18 protein-coding genes are annotated in these 21,823 nt (G+C 36.5%); 15 read left to right on the top strand and 3 right to left on the bottom strand.

From position 1 onward, the window contains the following. Positions 1–92: 92 nt before the first annotated feature. The 9 genes from D5J18_RS01525 to D5J18_RS01485 all read left to right on the top strand — a co-directional run bounded on the left by D5J18_RS01525 (position 93) and on the right by D5J18_RS01485 (position 11,122). Positions 93–2,138 carry a M3 family metallopeptidase gene (locus tag D5J18_RS01525; protein WP_119057256.1) on the top strand — a complete coding sequence of 682 codons (2,046 nt, stop codon included), beginning with the start codon at positions 93–95 and terminating at the stop codon, positions 2,136–2,138. A 78-nt stretch (positions 2,139–2,216) separates the two neighbouring features. Then, complete coding sequence (gene pgi, locus D5J18_RS01520; protein WP_165844953.1) at positions 2,217–3,866, top strand: glucose-6-phosphate isomerase; 1,650 nt, start codon at positions 2,217–2,219, stop codon at positions 3,864–3,866. Positions 3,867–3,930: 64 nt separating this feature from the next. Then, positions 3,931–5,049, top strand: coding sequence for a DNA polymerase III subunit (locus D5J18_RS01515; protein WP_119057254.1), 1,119 nt, complete (start codon positions 3,931–3,933; stop codon positions 5,047–5,049). A 318-nt stretch (positions 5,050–5,367) separates the two neighbouring features. Further along, positions 5,368–7,494 carry a S9 family peptidase gene (locus D5J18_RS01510; RefSeq protein WP_119057253.1) on the top strand — a complete coding sequence of 709 codons (2,127 nt, stop codon included), beginning with the start codon at positions 5,368–5,370 and terminating at the stop codon, positions 7,492–7,494. 12 nt (positions 7,495–7,506) lie between these two features. Continuing rightward, the gene (locus tag D5J18_RS01505) at positions 7,507–8,787 is read left to right on the top strand and encodes a M64 family metallopeptidase (protein WP_119057252.1); all 1,281 of its coding nucleotides are present in this window, start codon (positions 7,507–7,509) and stop codon (positions 8,785–8,787) included. 124 nt (positions 8,788–8,911) lie between these two features. Continuing rightward, complete coding sequence (locus D5J18_RS01500) at positions 8,912–9,190, top strand: hypothetical protein (RefSeq protein ID WP_119057251.1); 279 nt, start codon at positions 8,912–8,914, stop codon at positions 9,188–9,190. Positions 9,191–9,263: 73 nt separating this feature from the next. Next, positions 9,264–9,875, top strand: a complete 612-nt coding sequence (locus D5J18_RS01495; RefSeq protein ID WP_119057250.1) for a LemA family protein — start codon at positions 9,264–9,266, stop codon at positions 9,873–9,875. After that, positions 9,856–10,344 (top strand): TPM domain-containing protein, encoded by a 489-nt coding sequence (locus D5J18_RS01490; RefSeq protein WP_245952905.1) that lies wholly within the window; start codon positions 9,856–9,858, stop codon positions 10,342–10,344. Before D5J18_RS01495 ends, D5J18_RS01490 begins: the two co-directional genes overlap by 20 nt. Then, positions 10,247–11,122: a TPM domain-containing protein gene (locus tag D5J18_RS01485; RefSeq protein WP_260377421.1), complete on the top strand. Its 876-nt coding sequence runs from the start codon at positions 10,247–10,249 to the stop codon at positions 11,120–11,122. Before D5J18_RS01490 ends, D5J18_RS01485 begins: the two co-directional genes overlap by 98 nt. A gap of 54 nt (positions 11,123–11,176) precedes the next feature. Here D5J18_RS01485 and D5J18_RS01480 read toward each other — a convergent pair whose 3' ends face one another. Next, positions 11,177–11,662 carry a YkgJ family cysteine cluster protein gene (locus D5J18_RS01480; protein WP_119057249.1) on the bottom strand — a complete coding sequence of 162 codons (486 nt, stop codon included), beginning with the start codon at positions 11,660–11,662 and terminating at the stop codon, positions 11,177–11,179. Further along, positions 11,659–12,360, bottom strand: a complete 702-nt coding sequence (locus D5J18_RS01475; RefSeq protein WP_119057248.1) for a 3'-5' exonuclease — start codon at positions 12,358–12,360, stop codon at positions 11,659–11,661. The genes D5J18_RS01480 and D5J18_RS01475 overlap by 4 nt, the downstream gene beginning before the upstream one ends. Before the next feature lie 115 nt (positions 12,361–12,475). Between D5J18_RS01475 and D5J18_RS01470 the strand changes: the two genes are divergently transcribed. The 5 genes from D5J18_RS01470 to brnQ all read left to right on the top strand — a co-directional run bounded on the left by D5J18_RS01470 (position 12,476) and on the right by brnQ (position 18,491). After that, on the top strand, positions 12,476–13,081 hold the full coding sequence (locus D5J18_RS01470; protein ID WP_119057247.1) for a superoxide dismutase: 606 nt from the start codon (positions 12,476–12,478) through the stop codon (positions 13,079–13,081). 275 nt (positions 13,082–13,356) lie between these two features. Beyond that, positions 13,357–15,255 (top strand): amidophosphoribosyltransferase, encoded by a 1,899-nt coding sequence (locus tag D5J18_RS01465; RefSeq protein ID WP_119057246.1) that lies wholly within the window; start codon positions 13,357–13,359, stop codon positions 15,253–15,255. A gap of 36 nt (positions 15,256–15,291) precedes the next feature. Further along, entirely contained in the window at positions 15,292–16,008 is a 717-nt protein-coding gene (gene purC / locus D5J18_RS01460; RefSeq protein ID WP_119057245.1) for a phosphoribosylaminoimidazolesuccinocarboxamide synthase, read from the top strand. 21 nt (positions 16,009–16,029) lie between these two features. Continuing rightward, positions 16,030–17,028, top strand: coding sequence for a phosphoribosylformylglycinamidine cyclo-ligase (purM, locus tag D5J18_RS01455; RefSeq protein WP_119057244.1), 999 nt, complete (start codon positions 16,030–16,032; stop codon positions 17,026–17,028). A gap of 170 nt (positions 17,029–17,198) precedes the next feature. Then, on the top strand, positions 17,199–18,491 hold the full coding sequence (gene brnQ / locus D5J18_RS01450) for a branched-chain amino acid transport system II carrier protein (protein WP_119057243.1): 1,293 nt from the start codon (positions 17,199–17,201) through the stop codon (positions 18,489–18,491). A gap of 84 nt (positions 18,492–18,575) precedes the next feature. Here the strand turns inward: brnQ and D5J18_RS01445 are convergent, their stop codons facing one another. Next, complete coding sequence (locus tag D5J18_RS01445) at positions 18,576–19,754, bottom strand: C1 family peptidase (RefSeq protein ID WP_119057242.1); 1,179 nt, start codon at positions 19,752–19,754, stop codon at positions 18,576–18,578. Positions 19,755–19,930: 176 nt separating this feature from the next. On the opposite strand from D5J18_RS01445, the gene D5J18_RS01440 reads away from it, so the two are divergent. Next, positions 19,931–21,802: a right-handed parallel beta-helix repeat-containing protein gene (locus D5J18_RS01440; protein WP_311394698.1), complete on the top strand. Its 1,872-nt coding sequence runs from the start codon at positions 19,931–19,933 to the stop codon at positions 21,800–21,802. The last annotated feature ends 21 nt before the right edge of the window (positions 21,803–21,823 follow it).

The following is a 21,823-nucleotide window of genomic DNA, read 5'->3' as shown; positions in this document are numbered from 1 at the left end:
AATCTCTTTGATTTTTTTTTGAAGTAATTTTATTTTTATAGACTTTTGCTTTGTTAAATTTTATTCCAAAAAAATTTTAAGCCTTTAAAAATATGAACCCATTATTAAACCAACCTTTCTCTACACCATACCAGACACCTCCTTTTTCAGCTTTTGAGACTAAAGACTTCAAACCCGCTTTTCTACACGCTATTAAAAACGCAAGGCTAGAAATCAAAAATATTGCTGAAAATCAAGCTGAACCTACTTTTGAAAACACGATAGAAGCATTGGCATTGAGTGGAGAAGCTTTAAGCAGAATCAGTTCAATTTTTTTCAATTTAAATTCAGCAGAAACCAATGATGAAATTCAGCAAATCGCACAAGAAATTTCGCCAATTTTGTCTGATTTCAGTAATGATGTTTTGCTCAACGAGCAGCTTTTTGCCCGAGTAAAAAAAGTTTTTGAGGAAAAAGAAAGCTTGAGCTTGAACAACGAAGCTCAAATGCTACTGGAAAAAAGCTATAAAAATTTTAAAAAAAATGGAGCTTTATTGTCTGGCGAGAATAAAGAAAAACTGAGAACAATAAGCAAAGAATTGGCTATGCTGAGCCTTCAGTTCGGGCAAAATTTATTGGCAGAAACCAATGATTACCAACTACATATAACAAATAAATCTGATTTAGAAGGTTTGCCCGATTTCGCTCTAGAAACGGCTAAAGAAGAAGCGGAAAGTCGAAATTTGAGCGGTTGGGTTTTCACACTGCAAATGCCGAGCTACCTCAGCTTCTTGAAGTTTGCAAGAAATCGTAAATTGAGAGAACAAATTTACCGAGCAAACGGAGTTAAAGCCTTCAAAAATAATGATAAAAATAATGATAAAAATAATACAGAAATCATCAAAAAAATCGTTCGGTTACGTTTTCAACGAGCTAAATTATTGGGATTTGAAACGCATGCGGATTTCGTTTTAGATGAGCGAATGGCTAAATCTAAAGAGAAAGTAAATGATTTCTTGGCTGAATTGCTCAAAAAAGCTTATCCTTTGGCAAAAAAGGAAATTGAAAACTTAGCCGATTTTGCAAAAGGAATAGATGGCATCGAAGATTTAATGCCCTGGGACCATGCTTTCTACGTTGAGAAACTAAAAAAGCAACGCTTTGACTTGAGCGACGAAGAGCTGAAACCTTACTTTGAATTAAATCAAGTGACCGAAGGAGCTTTCACCATTGCTCAAAAATTATACGGAATTTCATTTGTTCCGAATAATAAGATTGAAGTTTACCACCCCGATGTGAAAGTTTTTGAAGTTAAAAACAAAGCACAAGAATGCATCGGCATTTTTTACGCCGATTTCTTCCCACGAGTAGGCAAGCGCGCAGGAGCTTGGATGACTTCTTTCCGCGATGGCTCTTTTGTAAATAATTTGCATAAAATCCCTCAAATTTCTATCGTTTGTAATTTCACTAAACCAACTAAAAATGAACCAAGTTTATTGACCTTTGATGAAGTCACAATACTTTTCCATGAGTTTGGGCACGCGCTTCATGCTTTGCTCGCTAAAACCCAATATGAATCGCTGGCAGGCACCAATGTCTATTGGGATTTTGTGGAGCTCCCCTCTCAATTTATGGAGAATTTCTGCTACGAGCCAGAGGCTTTAGCACTTTTTGCCAAACATTACCAAACCAAAGAAGTGATCCCCAAAGAATTGGTCGATAAAATTACGGCATCTGCTCAGTTCATGGAAGCTTACCAGACCGTTCGGCAAATCAGTTTCGGGAAATTGGATATGGCTTGGCATGCTACAGACCCAAGTTCTATTGACGATGTTGATGTTTACGAAAATCAAGCTTTTGAGGCAACACAAATTTACCCCAAAATTAGCGGAACAAATATGAGCACTTCTTTTGCACACATTTTCCAAGGAGGCTATTCCGCTGGCTATTACAGCTATAAATGGGCAGAAGTTTTGGATGCGGATGCTTTTGAATTATTCAAAGAGAATGGTATTTTTGATGCCGAAACAGCTCAAAAATTTCATCGCCTCCTGAGCGCTGGCGGGACGGTAGACCCCATGAAATTATACATTGAATTCCGTGGGAAAGAACCCGATATCAACGCTTTGCTAAAAAGAGCAGGGATTTTAGCTCAATAATTATTTATTTTGAGCATAGTTGATTACCTTTATATTTGAATGAAATTTATTTAAAAAAAATTTTTTAAGCCTAAAAAAATCATGCAAAATATTAACCCTACACACACTCAAGCTTGGAATAAACTCGAAAATCATTTTCAAAGTATTAAAAATAAACATCTCCGCGATTGGTTTAATGAAGATAAAAATCGTTTTGATAAATTTCATATCCAATTGAATGAAATATTATTTGATTATTCCAAAAATCGTTTGGACGAAAAAACGCTCCAGCTTTTGATTGATTTAGCCAACGAATGTGAGCTTAAGCCTGCCATTGATGCAATGTTTGGTGGACAGCACATCAATCAAACCGAAAACCGAGCAGTTTTACATACGGCTTTACGCTGCTTCGGGGAACGTGCTGTAACGGTGGAGGGGGAAAATGTTGTTCCTCAAGTTGAGAGAGTTCGTGCTCAGATGAAGAAATTCACGCAACAAGTCATTTCAGGAAAACATAAAGGCTTTACAGGAAAAGAAATCACGGATATCGTAAACATTGGCATTGGAGGCTCAGACTTAGGCCCTGTGATGGTGGTAGAAGCCCTGAAGGCTTACAAAACTAGGCTAAACGCTCATTTTGTTTCTAATATAGATGGAACGCATATCACAGAAACTTTAAAAAAATTAAACCCAGAGACAACGCTTTTTATCATCGCTTCCAAAACCTTTACCACGCAAGAAACGATGACCAATGCGCAAAGTGCCAAAAATTGGTTTTTAAATTCTGATGCAACCCAAGCTGATGTTGCTAAGCATTTTGTAGCCCTTTCAACAAACCAAAAAGGCGTGACCGATTTTGGAATTGCCGAAGAAAACATGTTTGAATTTTGGGATTGGGTCGGTGGCCGCTACTCGCTCTGGAGCGCAATTGGGCTCAGCATTTCGCTAGCCGTGGGCTACGAGAATTTTGAGAAACTACTGAAAGGAGCTTATGAAATCGACCAACATTTTCAGCACACTGATTTTGAAAAAAATATTCCTGTTTTGATGGGGCTTATCGGGATTTGGTACAATAATTTTTTTGGAGCAGAATCTTACGCCATTTTACCTTACGAGCAGTATTTGCATCGCTTCGCGGCTTACTTACAACAAGGCGATATGGAGTCCAACGGAAAGTCTGTAGACAGAAATGGAGCACCAGTTGATTACCAAACCGGCCCCATCATCTGGGGCGAACCAGGAACCAACGGGCAACACGCTTTTTATCAGCTAATTCATCAAGGCACAAAATTGATTCCAGCAGATTTCATTGCCGGGGCAGTATCTAACAACCCGTTGGGAGACCATCAGGTAAAATTATTGGCCAACTTTTTCGCACAAACCAAGGCTTTAGCTTTTGGCAAAACAGAAGCTGAAGTGATGGAAGATTTAGAAAAAGAAAAGAAAACAACAGCGGAAATGGAATTTTTAAAGCCTTTTAAAATTTTTGAAGGCAATCGCCCAACGAACTCTTTCTTGTACCAAAAATTAACCCCGAACGTTTTGGGGCAATTAATTGCATTGTATGAACACAAAATCTTTGTGCAAGGTATCATTTGGAATATTTTCAGTTTTGACCAATGGGGAGTCGAATTAGGAAAACAGTTGGCTAAAAGTATTCTCCCCCAGCTCAATGGTAATGAAAAGATTTCTTCGCAAGATAGCTCTACCAAGGGTTTAATCAATGCTTTTTTAGCCATGAGAGAATAAATTTTTTAAGCCTTAAAAAAAATAATTTTCAAATAAAGCTTTAAAAAAACGTTGCATTCACCGCATGGAAAATTTACATTCGGATTTAAAAAAACAATTAACCAATGCTATTGGCAATCATAAGCTGAGCCACGCAATCATTCTAAACGGAAAGTCTGGCTATGGCACTTTGGCTTTGGCGCATTGGGTTGCAAAAGGCTTGCTCTGCTCACCAGAGGATAAGAAGTGTACACACAAAGTAGACACATTGCAACATGCTGATTATCATTTCAGTTACCCTTTTCCGAAAATGAAAAAAAATTCCATTTCAGATGATTTTGGCAAAGAATGGAAAACATTTTTCACATCTCAGCCTTTTGGTACACTAATCGATTGGATGGATTTTTTGGAGGCAGAAAAAAAGCAACTTTTCATCAGCGTAGATGAATCTATAAATATCATCAGTAAGCTCAACCTGAGAAGTTATGAAGGAGGTAAAAAGATTATGCTGATTTGGCTTGCCGAGCACATGAATGTTTCTACCGCAAACAAGCTACTGAAGTTAATTGAAGAGCCACCTGCACAGACGCATTTCATCTTGGTGACTGAAAATGCAGACAAAATGTTACCCACTATTTTATCTCGATGTCAGTTGGTTCAGGTTCCACGCTTGAGTGATAAGTCGGTGGCTGAGATTTTAATCAAAACCTATGAGGTAGATGAGAAAAAAGCACACTATATTGCGCACAAATCCCACGGCGACGTTCGCTTGGCTTTACAAAATCTCAATCACGATACCCAAGATTTTGAAATTTTGCTGATTGATTGGGTACGAAATGCATTTAAAGCAAAAAAAGACGCTTCGGTTTTACTACAAATCAGTGATTGGTCGTTAGAATTAGCTAATTATAGTCGAGAAAAACAAAAACAATTCATTCAATTCTGCATTGAAGTTTTCAGACAAGCTTTGCTAGAAAATTATGCCGCAGGAGAATTAGTTTATCAGCCATTGAGTTTGAACAATTTCAAATGGGCTAATTTCTCCAAATTTGTACACAGCGAGAATATTTCATTAATAATTGAGGAGCTAAACCAAGCGGCTTTGCAAATTGAAAGAAACGGAAACAGCAAAATTATTTTTCTCGACTTAGGAATTCATTTGATACGCTTTATCCACAAAAAAGAGTCCCATGAAATCACATGAATTTTTTGCCTTGGGGCAGATGTTCAGCACGTCAAAAGAGTCTTTTGATTTTTGATTTTCTAAAAATTGAGTTCGTTTTCCACATATTTTTCAGTAATTAGATCAAAATCATATTTTTTTGGAAAATATAGCCTAACAAGGCAGCTAAAGATTTCACAGGCTTCTTTTTCCCAAAGGTTGCACTTATTAATTAAATTTTTAAAGCCTTAAAAAATTTTAGTAAAAATCAATCTATCACGTTCTAATGCCCAGTAAATCAAACTTTGGCGGAATCAATAATGAAATGCTTATATTTGATTTTTTAGAAAGAAAATAACGATGAAAAAAATATTTCCCCTTCTGATTTTGAATGTCATGAGTTTTTTTTACGCTCAAGAGTTCACTCTGAATGAATTGTTTCAATATCAGTATTATCCACAAGGGATTCAGGGTGGAATTTCTATGAATGATGGAGAACATTACACCGTAATGTCTGATATAGGAATTGATAAATATTCGTACAAAACCTTCCAAAAGGTGGAAACCATTAAATCTGGGAATTATGCCAATTACTTCTTCAATAATGATGAGTCTTTTTTGATTTTAGAAACAGAACCTGAAGCTATTTTTCGACATTCCAAAAAAGCGATTTACACGCTTTATAACATGAAAAATCAAACGGAAACTTTAGTTTTTGAGGGTAAAAAAATCCAAGAGCCCACGCTTTCACCCGATGGAGAAAAAGTGGCTTTTGTGTTTGAAAACAATCTATATTTTCAGAATTTAACGGATGGGAAAATAACGCAAATTACGAGCGATGGCGAGAAAAATAAAATCATCAATGGAGTTACCGATTGGGTGTATGAGGAAGAGTTTGGTTTCGTTCGAGCCTTTGATTGGAACGCCACCAGCAATCAAATTGCATTCATTCGTTTAGATGAAAGTGAAGTGCCAGAAATGAATATAGATATTTATGGTAAAAGTCTGTACCCCAACGAATTAAAGTTTAAATACCCAAAAGCTGGTGAGAAGAATGCCGTGGCGTCTGTTCATATTTTTGATTTAAATTCTAAAGCCTTAAAAAATATTGATTTATCTGACTATCAAGATTTTTATGTGCCAAAAATCCAGTTTAGTAAAAAAACAAATGATTTAGCTGTTTTGGTTTCTAATCGTCATCAGAATCATGTGGATTTCTGGATGGTAAACACGCAAAATTTAAACAAGAAAAAATTATTTACCGAAACGGATAAAGCTTGGATTGAAACCGATCATTTAACGCTGGAATTTTTAGCTGATAATAGTTTCATTTGGAGTTCTGAAAGAGATGGATTTCGCCATTTGTATCACTATGCAGATAATGGGAAATTGCTAAATCAAATCACTAAAGGGAATTGGGAAGTTACAGAGTTTTATGGCTATAGCCCTGAAAATAAACGAGTTTACTTCCAGTCCACCGAACCAGGAAGCATCTACCGTGGAGTCTATTCGGTGGGATTAAACGGCAAAAAGAAAATTACTTTGGCTAACCAAAAAGGGGTAAACAATGCAACGTTCAGCAAATCATTTGCGTATTTTATTTTATCGAATGACGCAGCAAATCGAGTGCCTGTTTATACTTTAAATAGTGGAAAAAATGGAGCAAGATTATCAATTTTGGAGGATAACCAAACGGCTCAAAATTATTGGGATTTGAAGCAACCTCAGCCGAAAATTTACGAAGAAATTGAAGTAAACGGAACAAAGTTGAATACCTATATGATTAAACCAAAAGATTTTGACCCGAACAAAAAATACCCACTTTTCATGTATTTATACGGTGGCCCAGGTTCGCAGCAGGTGCTGTACAACCATGGTGGATTTAATTTCTGGTGGTTTCAAGTTTTGGCAAATCATGGCTACATTGTAGTTTGTGTAGACAATCGTGGAACTGGCGGTAAAGGTTCTGATTTTAAGAAAATTACGTACAGAAATTTAGGTCATTATGAAATTGAAGACCAAATGGCTGCAGCAAAATATTTTGGAAATTTAGATTATATAGACGAAAACCGAATTGGGATGTTTGGCTGGAGTTTTGGAGGTTATATGACGTCGCTGGCGATGACCAAAGGTGCCGATATTTTCAAAACAGGCATCGCAGTGGCTCCTGTTACCAATTGGCGTTTTTATGATACGATTTATACCGAAAGATTTTTGCAAACGCCACAAGAAAATCCTGATGGATATGACAAAAATTCGCCAATTCATTATGCAGATTTAATGAAAGGAAATTTCATGCTGATTCACGGAACGGCAGATGATAACGTGCATGTGCAGAATGCAATGCAGTTTGCAGAAGCGCTGATTCAAGCCAATAAAGATTTTGAGTATATGCTATATCCTGACAAAAATCATGGTATCTATGGCGGAAACACCCGAAGGCATTTATACGAAAAAATAACAAATTTTATTTTGAAAAAACTTTAATCTAAATAGAGAATGAAAAAATGGCTTAATTCCTTCTTTTTAACTTTAATTTTCAGCTTTCTATCAGCTCAAAATGTTAATTACGAAGATTATTTCCAAAAAGAAAGTTTACGGGTAGATTTCTTGATTTATGGTAGTCACAAATCAGAAAATGCTATTATTCATCAACTGAAAAAAGAGCCGTACTATGGCGGTGGCACATCGTCTCAGCTGTTTTCCCCAGATTATGGCGAGTTCAAAATTTTGGCGTATGATAAAGCAACGCAAAGATTAATTTTCTCTAAAGGATTTAGCCCGATTTTTCAAGAATGGCAAGCGACAGACGAAGCTAAATCCATTCAAAAAGCTTTTGAAAATTCTATTCAGATACCTTTTCCGAAGCATGAAATCATGATTGAAATTAAAAAAAGAAATAAAAAAGGTCGGTTTGAAACTGTCATGAATCAAAATATTGACCCTAATGATTTTACGATTATCAGAGAAAAGCCAAAATTATATCCCACTCATATTATTCAACAAAATGGGTTGGCAAAAAATAAGGTAGATATTGTCATCATTCCTGAGGGATATACGGAAGAAGAAATGCCAAAATTTATAAAAGATACCGAAAGATTGGTAAATTATATGTTCACGATTCCTCCGTTTACGCAGCATCAAAAAGATTTCAATATTATTGCCATAAAAAGTCCTTCGGAAGAATCTGGCACGGACATTCCTGGCGAAAATGTGTATAAGAACACTTTATTAAATTCTAAATTTTATACTTTTGGCGAGCCAAGATATTTGACGACATTTTCCAATTTCAAAATTGCCGATATCGCAGCTAATATTCCTTATGATCAAATTTATGTTTTGGTAAATACCAGCCGATATGGTGGTGGTGGATTTTATAATGTAATAAATTTAGTATCATCTGATCATGAATTATCTGACAAAGTTTTTGTACACGAGTTTGGGCATGGATTCGTAGGTTTGGGAGATGAATATTATGATGCGTCTTTTGGTGGTTCAGAATATTATCCACTAGATGTAGAGCCTTGGGAGCCGAACTTAACGACCTTAGTTGATTTTGATAAAAAATGGAGAGATAAAATTAAAAGAACTACACCTATCCCAACGCCTAGAACAAAAAAATACAGTAATGAAGTAGGCGTTTTTGAAGGCGGTGGATACACAGCAAAAGGAGTTTATAGCCCTGTGCAAGATTGCCGAATGAAATCTAACGAGGCAGATGGATTTTGCCCCGTATGCTCTGATGCCATTAGCCAACATATTGAATTTTATAAAAAGTGATGATTTTGGCAGGTAAAATTTTTAATGATAAAAATCATAATTTAATAGGATAAATACTTTTATACTTTTGCACAAAATTTATAAAATATGAAAAATCACCTTTTAATTATGGCAATATGTTTCGTTGCTCAGTCCTGCGAGAGAAGATTATTCAATTGGTCAAAATGATAATAATATTTCAAACAATTTAAATCAATATACAGCATCGGCAATAGCGTCTGATGCCGAATCAAAAATTACGGAAAGAAGTTTTTTAGAAAACAAAAGAATTAATCAAAATATACTTTCAATTCATGCATATTATGATGTTTTGAAATTTCATAAATCAAATTTCAATCTATCATTAGGTTTGGAATATGCAACTTTAAGCAAAATAAGCTTCAAAATCGGGAAAAACTTTTAATCTAAAACATTATAAAAATCAAAGCTATTTCAATTTCTGATTGAGGTGCTTTTTTCTAAAAAAAAATAAAATTATGAATAAAGGATGTTTAGGAATAGGTGTAGTAATTACGGCGATTGCCGTTTTAGCACTTATTTGGGGTTCAGGTGTTTATAACAAGCTGGTAAGTGAAGATGAGAACGTAGCACGTGCTTGGGCAAATGTAGAAGCAGATTACCAAAGAAGATATGATTTGATTGGGAATTTGGTAGCAACAGTAGAAAACGCAGCAGAATTTGAGCGAGGAACTTTGACTGATGTGATAGAGGCTAGAGCCAAAGCTTCGTCGATTAATTTGACGGCAAATGAATTAACATCAGAAAATATTCAAAAATTCCAACAAGCTCAGAATGAGTTAAATCAATCCTTTTTGGGGCGAATGAATTTCTTGCAAGAAAATTATCCGCAATTGACAGCAACAGAGCAATTTCGTGATTTAAATGCACAAATTGAGGGTACAGAAAATCGCATTAACGTTTCTAGAACACGTTACAATGAAGCTGTAAATCAATACAATAACAAAGTTCGTAAAGTCCCCAATAATCTCCTGGCAAATATTTTTGGATTCAGCCCAAAAGCTCCATTCTCTTCTGTAAGCGGAGCGGAAGTAGCGCCAAGTGTTCGAGATGAGTTCAATAAAGGCTAAGTTAAAGCTAATGCCTGATAAAAACACAGAAAAATCTCCAGAGCTTTTGTTCTCGACCGCAGAAGAAAAAGAAATTATTTTAGCCATTGGTGAGGCAGAAAATCTCACCAGTGGCGAAATACGCTTACACATTAGCAGAGAAGCGGATAAAGATGCTTTAGAAAAAACTAAAGCTGTTTTTAACGAGCTCCGAATGCATCAAACAAAAGAACGAAATGCCGTGTTGATTCACTTGTCGCTAGGGTCAAGAAGCTTTGCCATCTATGGAGATGAAGGCATCAACCAAAAAGTAGAAGAAAACTTTTGGGAAAAGACCAAAGATAAAATGCAAGAATTCTTTATAAAAGGACAGATGAAAGAAGGTTTAATTAATGGAATTTTGGATGTGGGAGAAAGACTTAAAAAACATTTCCCATATCAATCTGATGATAGAAATGAGCTACCCGATGAAATCAGCTATGGCGAATAAAATTTTATCACTTTTTGTCTTTATTTTTTCAAGCATCAGCCTTTGGGGGCAATACGATATTCCAGAAAAACCGACCAGCGACCAAAGTTTGATTTTTGATTACTCGGAGAGCGTTCTACTCAATTCAGAAGAAAAACAACGCCTTAATCAGAAACTAATTGATTATGAAAGAGAAACCTCTACTCAAATTATCATTGTCTTAATCAAAAGTCTCCAAGGCGAAGACGAAAATCAATTAGCCGCAAATTGGGCACATAAATGGGGCATTGGGCAAAAGGGAAAAGACAATGGGCTCATTATTTTAGTCAGTCAACAAGAGCGTAGAATCTCCATTCAAAACGGCTACGGGCTAGAAGAATTCATGACCGATGCCATGAGCCGTCGAATTATTTATAACTACATCATTCCTGAATTTAAGCAAGGAAATTATTATGCAGGACTCGATAAAGGAACGGAAGCAATTATCAATATCCTAGAAGGGAAATTTGTAGAAGAAGGAAATGGAAGCCCCCAAAATGAAGACGGTTTCAACTCCATTATAATTATTTTATTTATAATTCTTTTTCTCTATTTCATATTTAGAAATCACCGCGGAGGAGGCGGAAATGGAAAGAAGAGAAGTAGTAGAGATGTCATTTTCACCGACTTTGGACGTTCCGTTTGGATCCCAAGAACAGGTGGCTTCGGTAGCAGCAGAGGTGGAAGCTTCGGCGGAGGCGGATTTGGTGGATTCGGTGGCGGTGGCTTTGGCGGTGGAGGTGCCAGCGGAGGGTGGTAAAAAAGAAAGCTTTAGAAGAATTTTATTCCTAAAATTTTATAAGCCTTAAAAAAATTAAGAATAAAATTCTTTCAGCTCCTCTACAATTTGATATGCAGCAGGGCAAATTACCGTATTTTTTATCGTTAAGTGATTGATTTGGTATAATTTTCTTCGGTCGGTGTGGGGGAATTCTCGGCAAGCTTTTGGGCGATTTTCATAGATAAAACAATAATTATCTTCACCCAAAAACGGGCATGGCATAGATTGAAAAACCATATCACCGTCTTCATCTATCTTTAGATAAGTTGCCTCAAAATCTTTTTCGCTCAAGTTCACAGCTTTTGCCATTTTTTTCACATCCTGCACCGTGATGAGCGGCCCGGTAGTTCTGCAGCAGTTGCCACAAGAAAGGCAATCGATTTTGGCAAAAACTTCATCGTGTTTTTCTTCAGCAATGCGGTCTAAGTTCTTGGGTTTGTTTCGCTTGAGCCAATTCAAGAATTTTTCATGCTCGGGTTGCTTGCTGATGGCTTTTTTTTGGTATTCTTCTAAATTCATTCTTCTAAGTTTAAAAGTTCCTCATTCCTAAAACGTCTAAAGATTTGCGCTACCGCCAAAACATCTTTCTCACAATAGCGTTTGATACGATTTATGTTTTTTTCCTGATAATAAACTTGTGCTACATTGGCACCACAAATATCGTCTTTTGGTGAAGGAATATTCAAAACATGCGCCAACAAATGGACTGAAGTGTAATGTTTATAATCTCCGAATTTCCACAATTCTAAAGTGTCTAAATGCTGAATTTCCCAAGGTTTTTTACCTTGAATTTGTAAAATCCTAGGCAAAGAAATTCCGTGAATGATTAAGCGCCTAGCAATAAATGGAAAATCAAACTCTTTCCCGTTATGTGCGCAGAGCAAGGATTTATTTTTGCTAAAATGTGTATGGAGCAAATCACAAAAATCGGAGAGAATTTTTCTCTCATCTTCACCGTAGAAACTTTTGACCCGAAATTGAGCTTCAGGAGTTATGATGCCGCATGAGATGCAAACAATCTTCCCAAATTCAGCTAAAATACCAGCAGTTTCGTTATAAATTTCTTCTACCGATTTCTCATGAAGGTTTTGCTTCCAATGAGTTTTTTGATCAAATAAATCTTTGGCAACACCTGGCAAGTTTTCAAAACCCCAAACTTGCGGCACAGTCTCGATGTCGATGAATAGAATATTTGCTGGATCGATTTTACTAAGCATATTTTTTAAGCCTTAAAAAATTTTATGATTTAAATCATGGCATTTAATTTGTACACTCATTATAGCAGAATTTCAAAGAGAAATATACAAGTTAAATTTTAAAAAATAAAATATTATGGCTTTTGACTTACCAAAATTAAACTATGCTTTTGACGCTTTAGAACCGCACATTGATGCGAAAACGATGGAAATCCACCACGATAAACATCATGGAGGTTACACCGATAAATTAAATGCAGCCATAGAGGGCACCGAACTGGAAGGGAAATCAATAGAAGAAATCTTGGTGCAAGGTTTTGAAAAAGATGCGGTGAGAAATAATGGTGGGGGATTCTATAATCATTCACTTTTTTGGGAAATTTTATCTCCCAATGGTGGCGGAAAGCCAAAAGGCGAGTTGCTGAAAGCGATAGAGGATGCTTTTGGTTCGTTTGAGAAATTTAAAGAAGCTTTTGAAGAGAAAGCAAAAGGGCAATTCGGCTCAGGTTGGGCTTGGCTTTGCGTGATGGACGGAAAGGAATTGATGGTTTGTAATACGGCAAATCAGGATAATCCGTTGATGCCCAATGGCTGTGGTGGAACTCCGATTTTAGGCATCGATGTTTGGGAGCATGCATATTATTTAAATTACCAAAACAAGAGACCAGACTACGTTTCAGCATTTTGGAATGTTGTAAACTGGGATCAAGTGGCAAAAAACTTTGAAGATGCAAAAAAATAATTTATAAAGTAGATTTTTTTTTAAGCCTTAAAAAATTTAGAATAAAAAAATAGCAATGAACCGCCTTACAACTAAGGCGGTTTCTTCAGTAAATGTAGTGCCAGTAGTGGTTTCATTAAAGTATTAAAACATTGAAATTAAATTAGTTAGGAGTGCTCAGCTAATTAGAATAAAAATTTTTAAGAAAATCAAATTTTAGCACTCCAAAAAAAATTCGGAAATTTGTACCTTAATGTTTAGAAGTTAGAATAAAAACTTCTGCATAAACAGATTTCATGAGTGATTTTTTAAAACATGAATGCGGGATAGCGCTTCTCCGCTTATTAAAGCCTCTTTCTTATTACAAAGAAAAATATGGGAATGCCTTTTATGGTATAGACAAAATGTATTTAATGCTTGAGAAGCAACACAATAGGGGGCAAGACGGTGCGGGCGTGGCAAGTATAAAACTGGGGATGCAACCAGGCGAAAGATACATCAGCCGTGCTCGGTCAAATGCAGAAAGTCCTATCAAGGATTTATTCTCAAGTGTTAACCAAAGTATTAAAAAAAGAGTTGACCTAAATCCTGATCTTCTAAAGAATTTGGATGAGTTGAAAAAAGAAGCTCCCTTTATCGCAGAAGTCTTCTTGGGGCATGTCCGCTACGGGACTTATGGCGAAAATTCACTGGAAAGCGTTCATCCTTTTCTTCGGCAAAATAACTGGAAAGCTCGGAATTTACTAGTCGCAGGGAACTTTAACCTGACGAATGTAGATGAGCAGTTTCAGAATTTGATTGATCTAGGCCAGCACCCAAAAGCTAAAGCAGATACCGTGACGGTGATGGAGAAGATTGGACATTTCTTAGATGAGCAAGTCACAGAACTTTATTATGATTTAAAAAAAGATGGCTTCACTAAAAAAGAAGCTTCTGCTGAGATTGCTAATCGCATTAGCGTTTCTAAAATTCTGGAGAAATCGGCTAAGAATTGGGATGGAGGCTATGCCATGGCAGGGATGTTTGGGCATGGAGATAGTTTCGTTTTACGTGACCCAGCGGGAATACGCCCAGCTTATTATTACGTAGATGATGAGATTGCCATAGTAGCAAGCGAAAGACCTGTGATTCAGACGGTTTTCAATGTTCCGCTCAATAGCGTGAAGGAATTAAACCCTGGCGAAGCGATTGTGATAAAACATTACGGTGAAGTTAAATTTCATCAAATTTTGGAACCTCTGGAGAAAAAAGCTTGTTCTTTTGAGCGTATTTATTTCTCTCGTGGCAGTGATGCTGAGATTTATGAAGAACGAAAAGAACTTGGTCGTTTGCTCATCGACCAAGTGATGGAAGCCATAGATAATGATATTCACAACACAGTTTTTTCTTACATTCCAAACACGGCAGAAGCAAGTTATTTTGGGATGCTAGAAGCTGCCAACGACGAGCTGAACAAAGAGAAATCTAAAATGATAATGCAGGAAAAAGAGAATATGACAGACCTGCGAATCAAAGAAATTTTATCGACTAAGTTGCGTTCAGAAAAAATAGCCATAAAAGATGCAAAATTGCGTACATTTATAACGCAAGACAATTCTCGCGATGATATGGTAGCACACGTGTATGATGTGACTTATGGTGTGATTCTCCCGACGGATAATTTAGTCATTATCGATGACAGTATTGTGAGAGGAACAACTTTACGAAACAGCATTATTCGAATTTTAGATCGCCTCAATCCAAAGAAAATCATTGTGATTTCTTCGGCACCGCAAATCAGATATATTGACTGCTATGGGATAGATATGGCAAGACTCGACCAGCTTATTGCATTCAAAGCGGCAGAACAACTGCACCGTGAACGAGGCACAGAATACATCATAGAAGAAGTATATGAAAAATGCAAAAAAGATGTTGCTTCAAATGAAATAAATATAAAGAATCATGTGCAGGAATTTTATGCAACATTTACTGATGAAGAAATTTCTGCCAAAATATCAGAAATGTTAACCGGGCCAAGCATCAATGCAGAAATTCAAATCATTTACCAAAGGGTAGAAAATCTGCACAAGGCTTGCCCCAAAAACTTGGGAGACTGGTATTTCACAGGTAACTACCCAACCAAAGGAGGAAATAGAATATCAAACAAAGCGTTTATTAATTACTACGAAGGAAAAGAAGATCGCGCATATTAAAAATTTCAAATTAAAATTTTTTAAGGCTTAAAAAATATGGAAAAAAAAGATTTTTTATACGAAGGTAAAGCGAAGAAAATTTACGCAACTTCAGAAGAAAATAAAGTCATTGTTTATTATAAAGACGATGCTACAGCATTCAATGCTCAGAAAAAAGGTTCTGTGGAATCTAAAGGTGAAATGAACAATAAAATTACAACACTTATTTTTCAATATTTAGAGAAAAATAAAATCCCTACACATTACATCGAGACGCTAAATGAGCGAGAGCAATTAGTAGAAAAAGTCAGTATAGTTCCGCTAGAAATGGTGGTGAGAAATTATGTAGCAGGATCTATGGCAAAGCGTTTAGGTTTAGAAGAAGGCGCGCAATGTCCCGAGACAGTTTTTGATATTTGCTACAAAAAAGACGAATTGGGCGACCCGCTCATCAATGATTTTCACGCCGTTTTGTTGAATGCAGCGACTCACGAGGAATTAAAAGAAATGTACCAACTGACTGATAAAATTAATGAACTGTTAAAAGATTTGTTCTTAAAGGCAGATCTAATCTTAGCTGACTTCAAAATTGAATTTGGCAAAAATAAAGATGGAAAAATCATTTTAGCCGATGAAATCAGCCCTGATACGTGCCGCTTGTGGGATAAAGATACAGGGAAAAAACTAGACAAAGACAGATTCAGAAGAGATTTGGGAGAAGTAAGTGAAGCATATATAGAAGTTTACAACCGATTACAGAAAGTTTTAAATTAATTTTTTTAAGCCTTAAAAAAAATGTCAACATACAAAGCAGCCGGAGTAGATAAAGAAGAAGGTTACCAAACCGTTCATAAAATCAAAGACGATGTAGCCTCTACGCATACCAAAAATGTGCTCAATGGGATTGGTTCTTTTGGAGCTTTTTATGAGCTGGGCGATTACAAAAACCCTGTTCTCGTCAGTGGAACCGACGGCGTAGGAACTAAATTGAGAATTGCGCTTGATGTGCAAAAATACGATACCGTGGGCATAGATTGCTTTGCGATGTGTGCCAACGATATACTGTGCCACGGAGCCAAACCTTTATTTTTTTTAGATTATTTAGCTTGCGGAAAATTAGATAGCGATGTGGCTGCTGAAATTGTGAGCGGGATTGTAAAAGCTTGTAAAGAAACAAGTTGTGCCTTGATTGGTGGGGAAACAGCTGAAATGCCTGGTATGTACCAAATCGGCGATTATGACGTCGCTGGATTTTGTGTTGGTGCGGTAGAGAAAGATGAAATCATCGATGGGCAAAAAATCAAAGAAGGCGATGTCGTTCTTGCTTTAGCCTCGAGCGGATTCCATAGTAATGGATTTTCTTTAGTAAGAAAAGTTTTTACAAATCTTCAAGAAGAATGGGAAGGAAAGCCTTTGTATGAAACGCTTTTGATTCCGACTAAACTTTACCAAAACGCTATTGACGAGTTGAGAAAACAAGTATGTGTAAATGGAATAGCACACATTACTGGCGGGGGCTTGATTGAAAATATCCCGAGAATTTTACCGAAAGGTTTGGGAGTAGAGATTCATAAATCAAGCATCAAAACGCCAAAAATTATGCAAGAATTGCAAAAAAGAGCTGGCATTGCTGAAGAAGAAATGTTTGGGACGTTCAATATGGGCGTGGGGATGGTAGTGATTGTAAGTAAAGATAAAGAAGCAAAAGCGCTGCAAGCTTTAGAGGCAGCTGGAGAGAATGCTTACAAAATCGGTTTTGTGAAATCAAGTGAGCGAGAAATTGTATTAGAATAAATATTTAGTAAATTTTGATTTGATTGAAAACCAACCAAAAGAAGCTCTGCAAGTAGTTTTAGAGTCTTTTAAAAAATGGCAAATGAGCCTTTGACTCGAAAAGTTAAAGAAGTTTGTTAGATTAAACGTTAAATATCTTTACATTTAGGCGTACTTTGCTTTAGTTTTTTATGAAAAATAAATTTCGTATCAGGCTTACTTTAGGATTCGCCTTGTTTGCCATGTTTTTTGGTGCAGGAAACCTGATTTTGCCACCATTTATTGGGTTGAAAGCAGGCAACGCATGGTGGGCTGCAATTTTAGGATTCTTTACAACTGGGATTTTAGCTCCGTTTTTAGGCGTCATTACGATTGCCTCTTTTGGTAGAAAATTCCAAGATTTAGGAAAAAGAATCAATCCTGAATTAATTACAGTTTTGAGCGTACTGATTATGCTCTGCATTGGCCCGCTAATAGCTATTCCTAGGACGGCTTCCACAACGTTTGAGATTGGCATTATGCCACTTATGCCCCAGTTCAATGCCAGCTTGTTTGCTAGCATATTCTTTGCCACTGTATTGGCTTTATCTGTTTCAAAATCAAAAATTATTGATATTATTGGAAACTACCTAACGCCTTTTCTGATGCTGAGTTTGGGCATTTTGATTGTTTTAGGAATAATAGATGCTGATAAAGGTTCGCTTGATTCTCACCAACCTTGGTTAGATGCCTATTTGTTGGGGTTTTATGAAGGTTACCAAACATTGGACGTTTTGGCTGCGGTAATTTTTGCAGGAATCATCATCAACGCAGCAATTCAAAAAGGATTTCAACAACCCAAAGAAAGATTTCAAATCACGATAAATGCTGGCTTTATCTCGATGATTGCCTTACTTTTAATTTATGGTGGATTGGTTTTCTTAGGCTCACATGCAGGAATTTCTGCTGCTGATGAAATTTCAAGAACAGAATTGCTTCTACAGATTTCACACGATATTTTGGGTAAAAGCGGTACGCTGGTAATTTCCATAGCGATTTCTTCCGCTTGTTTAACAACAGCTATTGCGCTTACTTCTGCCATGGGAAGCTTTTGTGAAGACATTTCTAACGGGAAAATTAAATACAGCATTGGCGTTACTATAACTTGTATTATTTCTGGGATTTTGTCCATCAATAGTGTAGACGAAATAATATCCTATGCCATTACTATTCTTTCATTTATTTACCCGATTGTTTTTGTTTTGATTTTAACTTTATTAATCTTCGGGAAAAAAGTTATGTCGCCATTTCCTTATTTATTAGCGATTTTGGTTACAGCTTTCATTTCCTTGATTACTGTATTGGCTTCTCATGAAATTTTCCCTAGATTTACGACATTGTTCAACCGTGTTTTGCCTTTGTCCGCCTATGATTTAGGTTGGCTTTTGCCCTCATTTTTAGCCTTTAGCTTAGGCATTTTAATCCAAAATTTAAAAAAAGTTTAAAACCAAAAAATCTTTTATCAAAAAAGACAGTCTTTTTTTTTGATGAAAAAGACTGTCTTTTGCGTTTTATTTCAAAAAGTAAATTTACTTGCGGTAATTCTTCAAAATACTAGACGGAACGCCACCTTTGTTTAATAAAATTGCCGTTGTTTTATAAGCCACATAAGCTTTGGTAACGTATAAATAGCCATCATAGTCATTGTTTACGCCCCAAGAATTTTTTACGATATAATATTCTCTCCCGTTTTGGTCTTTTGCCAAACCAACGATATGCATTGCATGATCATCTGTCGTTTCATAATTATCAAACGCCAATTGCCTCATCGCTGGGGTGATTTCTCTTTCCTTCGTTGGCGGATTTTTAAATAAATTTGAACGTTCCTCTTGGCTCAGTTTATCTGTATTTTGCTCAGGGACATAGGCGACACCATTTCTCCAGCTAAAGTAAGGCTCAGAAACATCTGCAGCCCAAGCTACGGTATATCCTTTTTTCAACGCATTATCTATTGTTTTCACAAAATCAGTCATTTCCACATTATAAGCGTGGTCAAAGCTCCAGTTATCTGGCACAGCCATGAATACATTTGTATATTTTGGTTCATGCTCATAAGACAGCATTTCTATATAATCATCGGGATTGATGCCCACCACTTCTTTAGCAAAAGATTTAGGCGAATATTTTTTATTATTATACATAAATGTTTCGGGTACTTTGCCCAAATAAGCATCGAGCGCAGCTTTGAAGGCGGATTCCCAATTTGGAGTCAATTTCTTGATTTGTTCTCTTTTTACCAAGCCTTCCAAAAATCCTTTGAGTGCCGATTGCATTTCTGCAAAATCATTTCTTTCTGTTCCGTAATTTAAACCCGAATAAATGTACTGCGGAACGATCCCGTATTTAGCATAAATATTTATGATGTCATGCAATTCGCCGCCATCACCATAATCTAAGTTTCCGTGCATACGCACATATTGTTTAGCCTTTTCTACATAAGTGTTTCTCGCAGTGAAAATCTCTGATAAATCGATTGGGGGCTTACCCATTCTCACCATTTCACTTTCCAAAAAAGACGCTCCTGCGTAGCTCCAGCAAGTTCCGCTGCTTCCTTGGTCTTTCACTTCCATTCTTTCTAAATTAATCACTGGAGTGAACACAAACCCTGCATTTTCTGTTTGGTTTTGAGCCACTGCACTGATTAAATTATCTTGCGCTATGCCATAAGTCAATGTACTCATTGCCAGCGTCAACAATATTTTTTTCATTCCACAAAAATTTTATTCCTACAAAAATAAACTTTTTGACCTAATCTGCTTAAATTCTACAAGCTTTTATCTTTTTCATATCATTTTTTAAGGCTTTAAAAATTTTATAGATTAAAGAAAAAACTGAAAAAAAGTGTATCTTTAAGGCACAAATTATTCATTTTTTTAAATCAGGAATGATGAGATTGCATTCATTGGTATTTCTTCTGCCATTTCTATTTATTTTAGGTTGCCGCTCCAATGTTTCATCACCTGGAGAGGAAAGGATTATTTCTTTTGAAACCTTTGGAATTCAACCTAATAGCAAAAAAAATGCTTCTATTTTTGCAAAAAAATTGATTGATTCTCTTCAGAAGATTCCTGCAAATGAGGGAGTAAAAGTTATCTTCCCCAAGGGGCGTTATGACTTCTATGCGACAGGTTCTTTTACTAGAGAATATTACATTTCTAACCACGATCAACTGAATCCTAAAAATGTGGCCTTTGCGCTTGAAAATTTAGAAAATATAACGATTGATGGGCAAGGTTCTGAATTTATTTTCCACGGGCGAATGATTCCTTTTTCTATCATCAAAGGAGAGAACATTTCATTGCAAAATTTTTCTATCGACTTTGAGAATCCTGCGTTTCGCCAGTTGACGATTTTAGCTGTAGATGAAAACAAGGGCGAGGTAACCGCTTCTGTTTTCCCAGAAAATAATCATGTAATTGAAAATCATAAATTCTACAGAACTGGTGAAAGCTATGAGTTGAATTTGTTCCAAGCGATGCCCTTTCGTGCCGATCGCCGCTTGGCTTATCAGCGCAGTGATGTGGCTTTTAATCCTAAAGAAATCGAGGAAATTTCGCCCAATCAATTGCGTATCAAAGGTTGGTATCAAATTCCCCTGACGAGTGTGGGCGAGCGTTTTGCGCTACGTTCGCACAAGCGTCCAACACCAGGAGTTTTCATTAGCCAAAGTAAGAATACTGCCGTCGATAATATTCAGCTCCACTATGCTGAAGGCATGGGGCTTCTTGCGCAGATGAGCGAAAACATTTTCCTTGATGGATTTAGTGTTGCTTTGAAAGGAAAAGACGACCCGCGCTATTTTACCACACAAGCTGATGCAACACATTTCTCTGCGTGCAAAGGTGTTATAGTTTCTAAAAATGGTTTGTATGAAGGCATGGCCGATGACGCTATAAACGTACACGGCACTTATTTGAAAATCATAAAAAGACTCGATGCCAAAACCGTACAGGCACAGTATATGCACCCCCAGGCTTGGGGTTTTGTGTGGGGCGAAAAGGGTGATGAGGTTCAGTTTCTAGAGTCAGAAAAAATGGAATTGTTGGGGGATAACTTTACGACCAAAATTGCTTCTATCTATGCCGTTGACCAACCGAGAGCTTTTGGTGCTAAAGTTTTTGAAATTACTTTTGAGAATGAAATCCCAAAAGAAATCAATGAAAAAGGGAAATTTAGTGTAGAGAATTTAACTTGGACGCCTGAAGTAATTTTTTCTAATAATGTCATCAGAAACAATAGGGCTCGTGGCGCGCTATTTAGTACGCCTAAAAAAGTGATTTGCGAAAACAATGTTTTTGACCACACACACGGCACAGCGATTCTGCTCTGTGGCGACAGCAATGGCTGGTACGAGACGGGCGCTTGCCGAGAGGTTGTAATACGGAACAACCAGTTTATCAATGCATTGACAAGCAATTACCAGTTCACCAATGCGATTATTTCTATTTACCCTGAAATCCCTAATTTAGAGGGGCAAGAGAAGTTTTTCCATTCAGGAATTGTGATTGAAAATAATACTTTTGAGACTTTTGATCAGCCAATTTTATATGCAAAATCAACCGACGGAATTGTTTTCCGCAATAATGTTATTACTCACAGTGATGAGTTTGAACCGTTCCATTGGAATAAACATCGTTTCTTCTTTGAGAAGGTAAAGAATGTTTTGATTGAAAAAAATCAATTCGAGAATGGATTTAATCCAGAAAAAGATGTTCGCATAGAATTATCTGAGGAGAAGGGAATTCAAATCAAATAATTCATCTCGTTTTTACAGTAA

This window comes from Candidatus Ornithobacterium hominis (assembly GCF_900538215.1).
GTDB lineage: Bacteria > Bacteroidota > Bacteroidia > Flavobacteriales > Weeksellaceae > Ornithobacterium > Ornithobacterium hominis.
This window is presented reverse-complemented; position numbering and strand designations above follow the sequence as displayed.

Excerpts from the sequence above, each read along its gene's own strand:
- D5J18_RS01525 (WP_119057256.1), top strand. The coding sequence starts at position 93 with ATGAACCCATTATTAAACCAACCTTTCTCTACACCATACCAGACACCT.
- D5J18_RS01515 (WP_119057254.1), top strand. The coding sequence starts at position 3,931 with ATGGAAAATTTACATTCGGATTTAAAAAAACAATTAACCAATGCTATT.
- D5J18_RS01510 (WP_119057253.1), top strand. The coding sequence starts at position 5,368 with ATGAAAAAAATATTTCCCCTTCTGATTTTGAATGTCATGAGTTTTTTT.
- D5J18_RS01505 (WP_119057252.1), top strand. The coding sequence starts at position 7,507 with ATGAAAAAATGGCTTAATTCCTTCTTTTTAACTTTAATTTTCAGCTTT.
- D5J18_RS01495 (WP_119057250.1), top strand. The coding sequence starts at position 9,264 with ATGAATAAAGGATGTTTAGGAATAGGTGTAGTAATTACGGCGATTGCC.
- D5J18_RS01490 (WP_245952905.1), top strand. The coding sequence starts at position 9,856 with ATGAGTTCAATAAAGGCTAAGTTAAAGCTAATGCCTGATAAAAACACA.
- D5J18_RS01485 (WP_260377421.1), top strand. The coding sequence starts at position 10,247 with ATGGAATTTTGGATGTGGGAGAAAGACTTAAAAAACATTTCCCATATC.
- D5J18_RS01480 (WP_119057249.1), bottom strand. The coding sequence starts at position 11,662 with ATGAATTTAGAAGAATACCAAAAAAAAGCCATCAGCAAGCAACCCGAG.
- D5J18_RS01475 (WP_119057248.1), bottom strand. The coding sequence starts at position 12,360 with ATGCTTAGTAAAATCGATCCAGCAAATATTCTATTCATCGACATCGAG.
- D5J18_RS01470 (WP_119057247.1), top strand. The coding sequence starts at position 12,476 with ATGGCTTTTGACTTACCAAAATTAAACTATGCTTTTGACGCTTTAGAA.
- D5J18_RS01465 (WP_119057246.1), top strand. The coding sequence starts at position 13,357 with ATGAGTGATTTTTTAAAACATGAATGCGGGATAGCGCTTCTCCGCTTA.
- purC (WP_119057245.1), top strand. The coding sequence starts at position 15,292 with ATGGAAAAAAAAGATTTTTTATACGAAGGTAAAGCGAAGAAAATTTAC.
- purM (WP_119057244.1), top strand. The coding sequence starts at position 16,030 with ATGTCAACATACAAAGCAGCCGGAGTAGATAAAGAAGAAGGTTACCAA.
- brnQ (WP_119057243.1), top strand. The coding sequence starts at position 17,199 with ATGAAAAATAAATTTCGTATCAGGCTTACTTTAGGATTCGCCTTGTTT.
- D5J18_RS01445 (WP_119057242.1), bottom strand. The coding sequence starts at position 19,754 with ATGAAAAAAATATTGTTGACGCTGGCAATGAGTACATTGACTTATGGC.
- D5J18_RS01440 (WP_311394698.1), top strand. The coding sequence starts at position 19,931 with ATGATGAGATTGCATTCATTGGTATTTCTTCTGCCATTTCTATTTATT.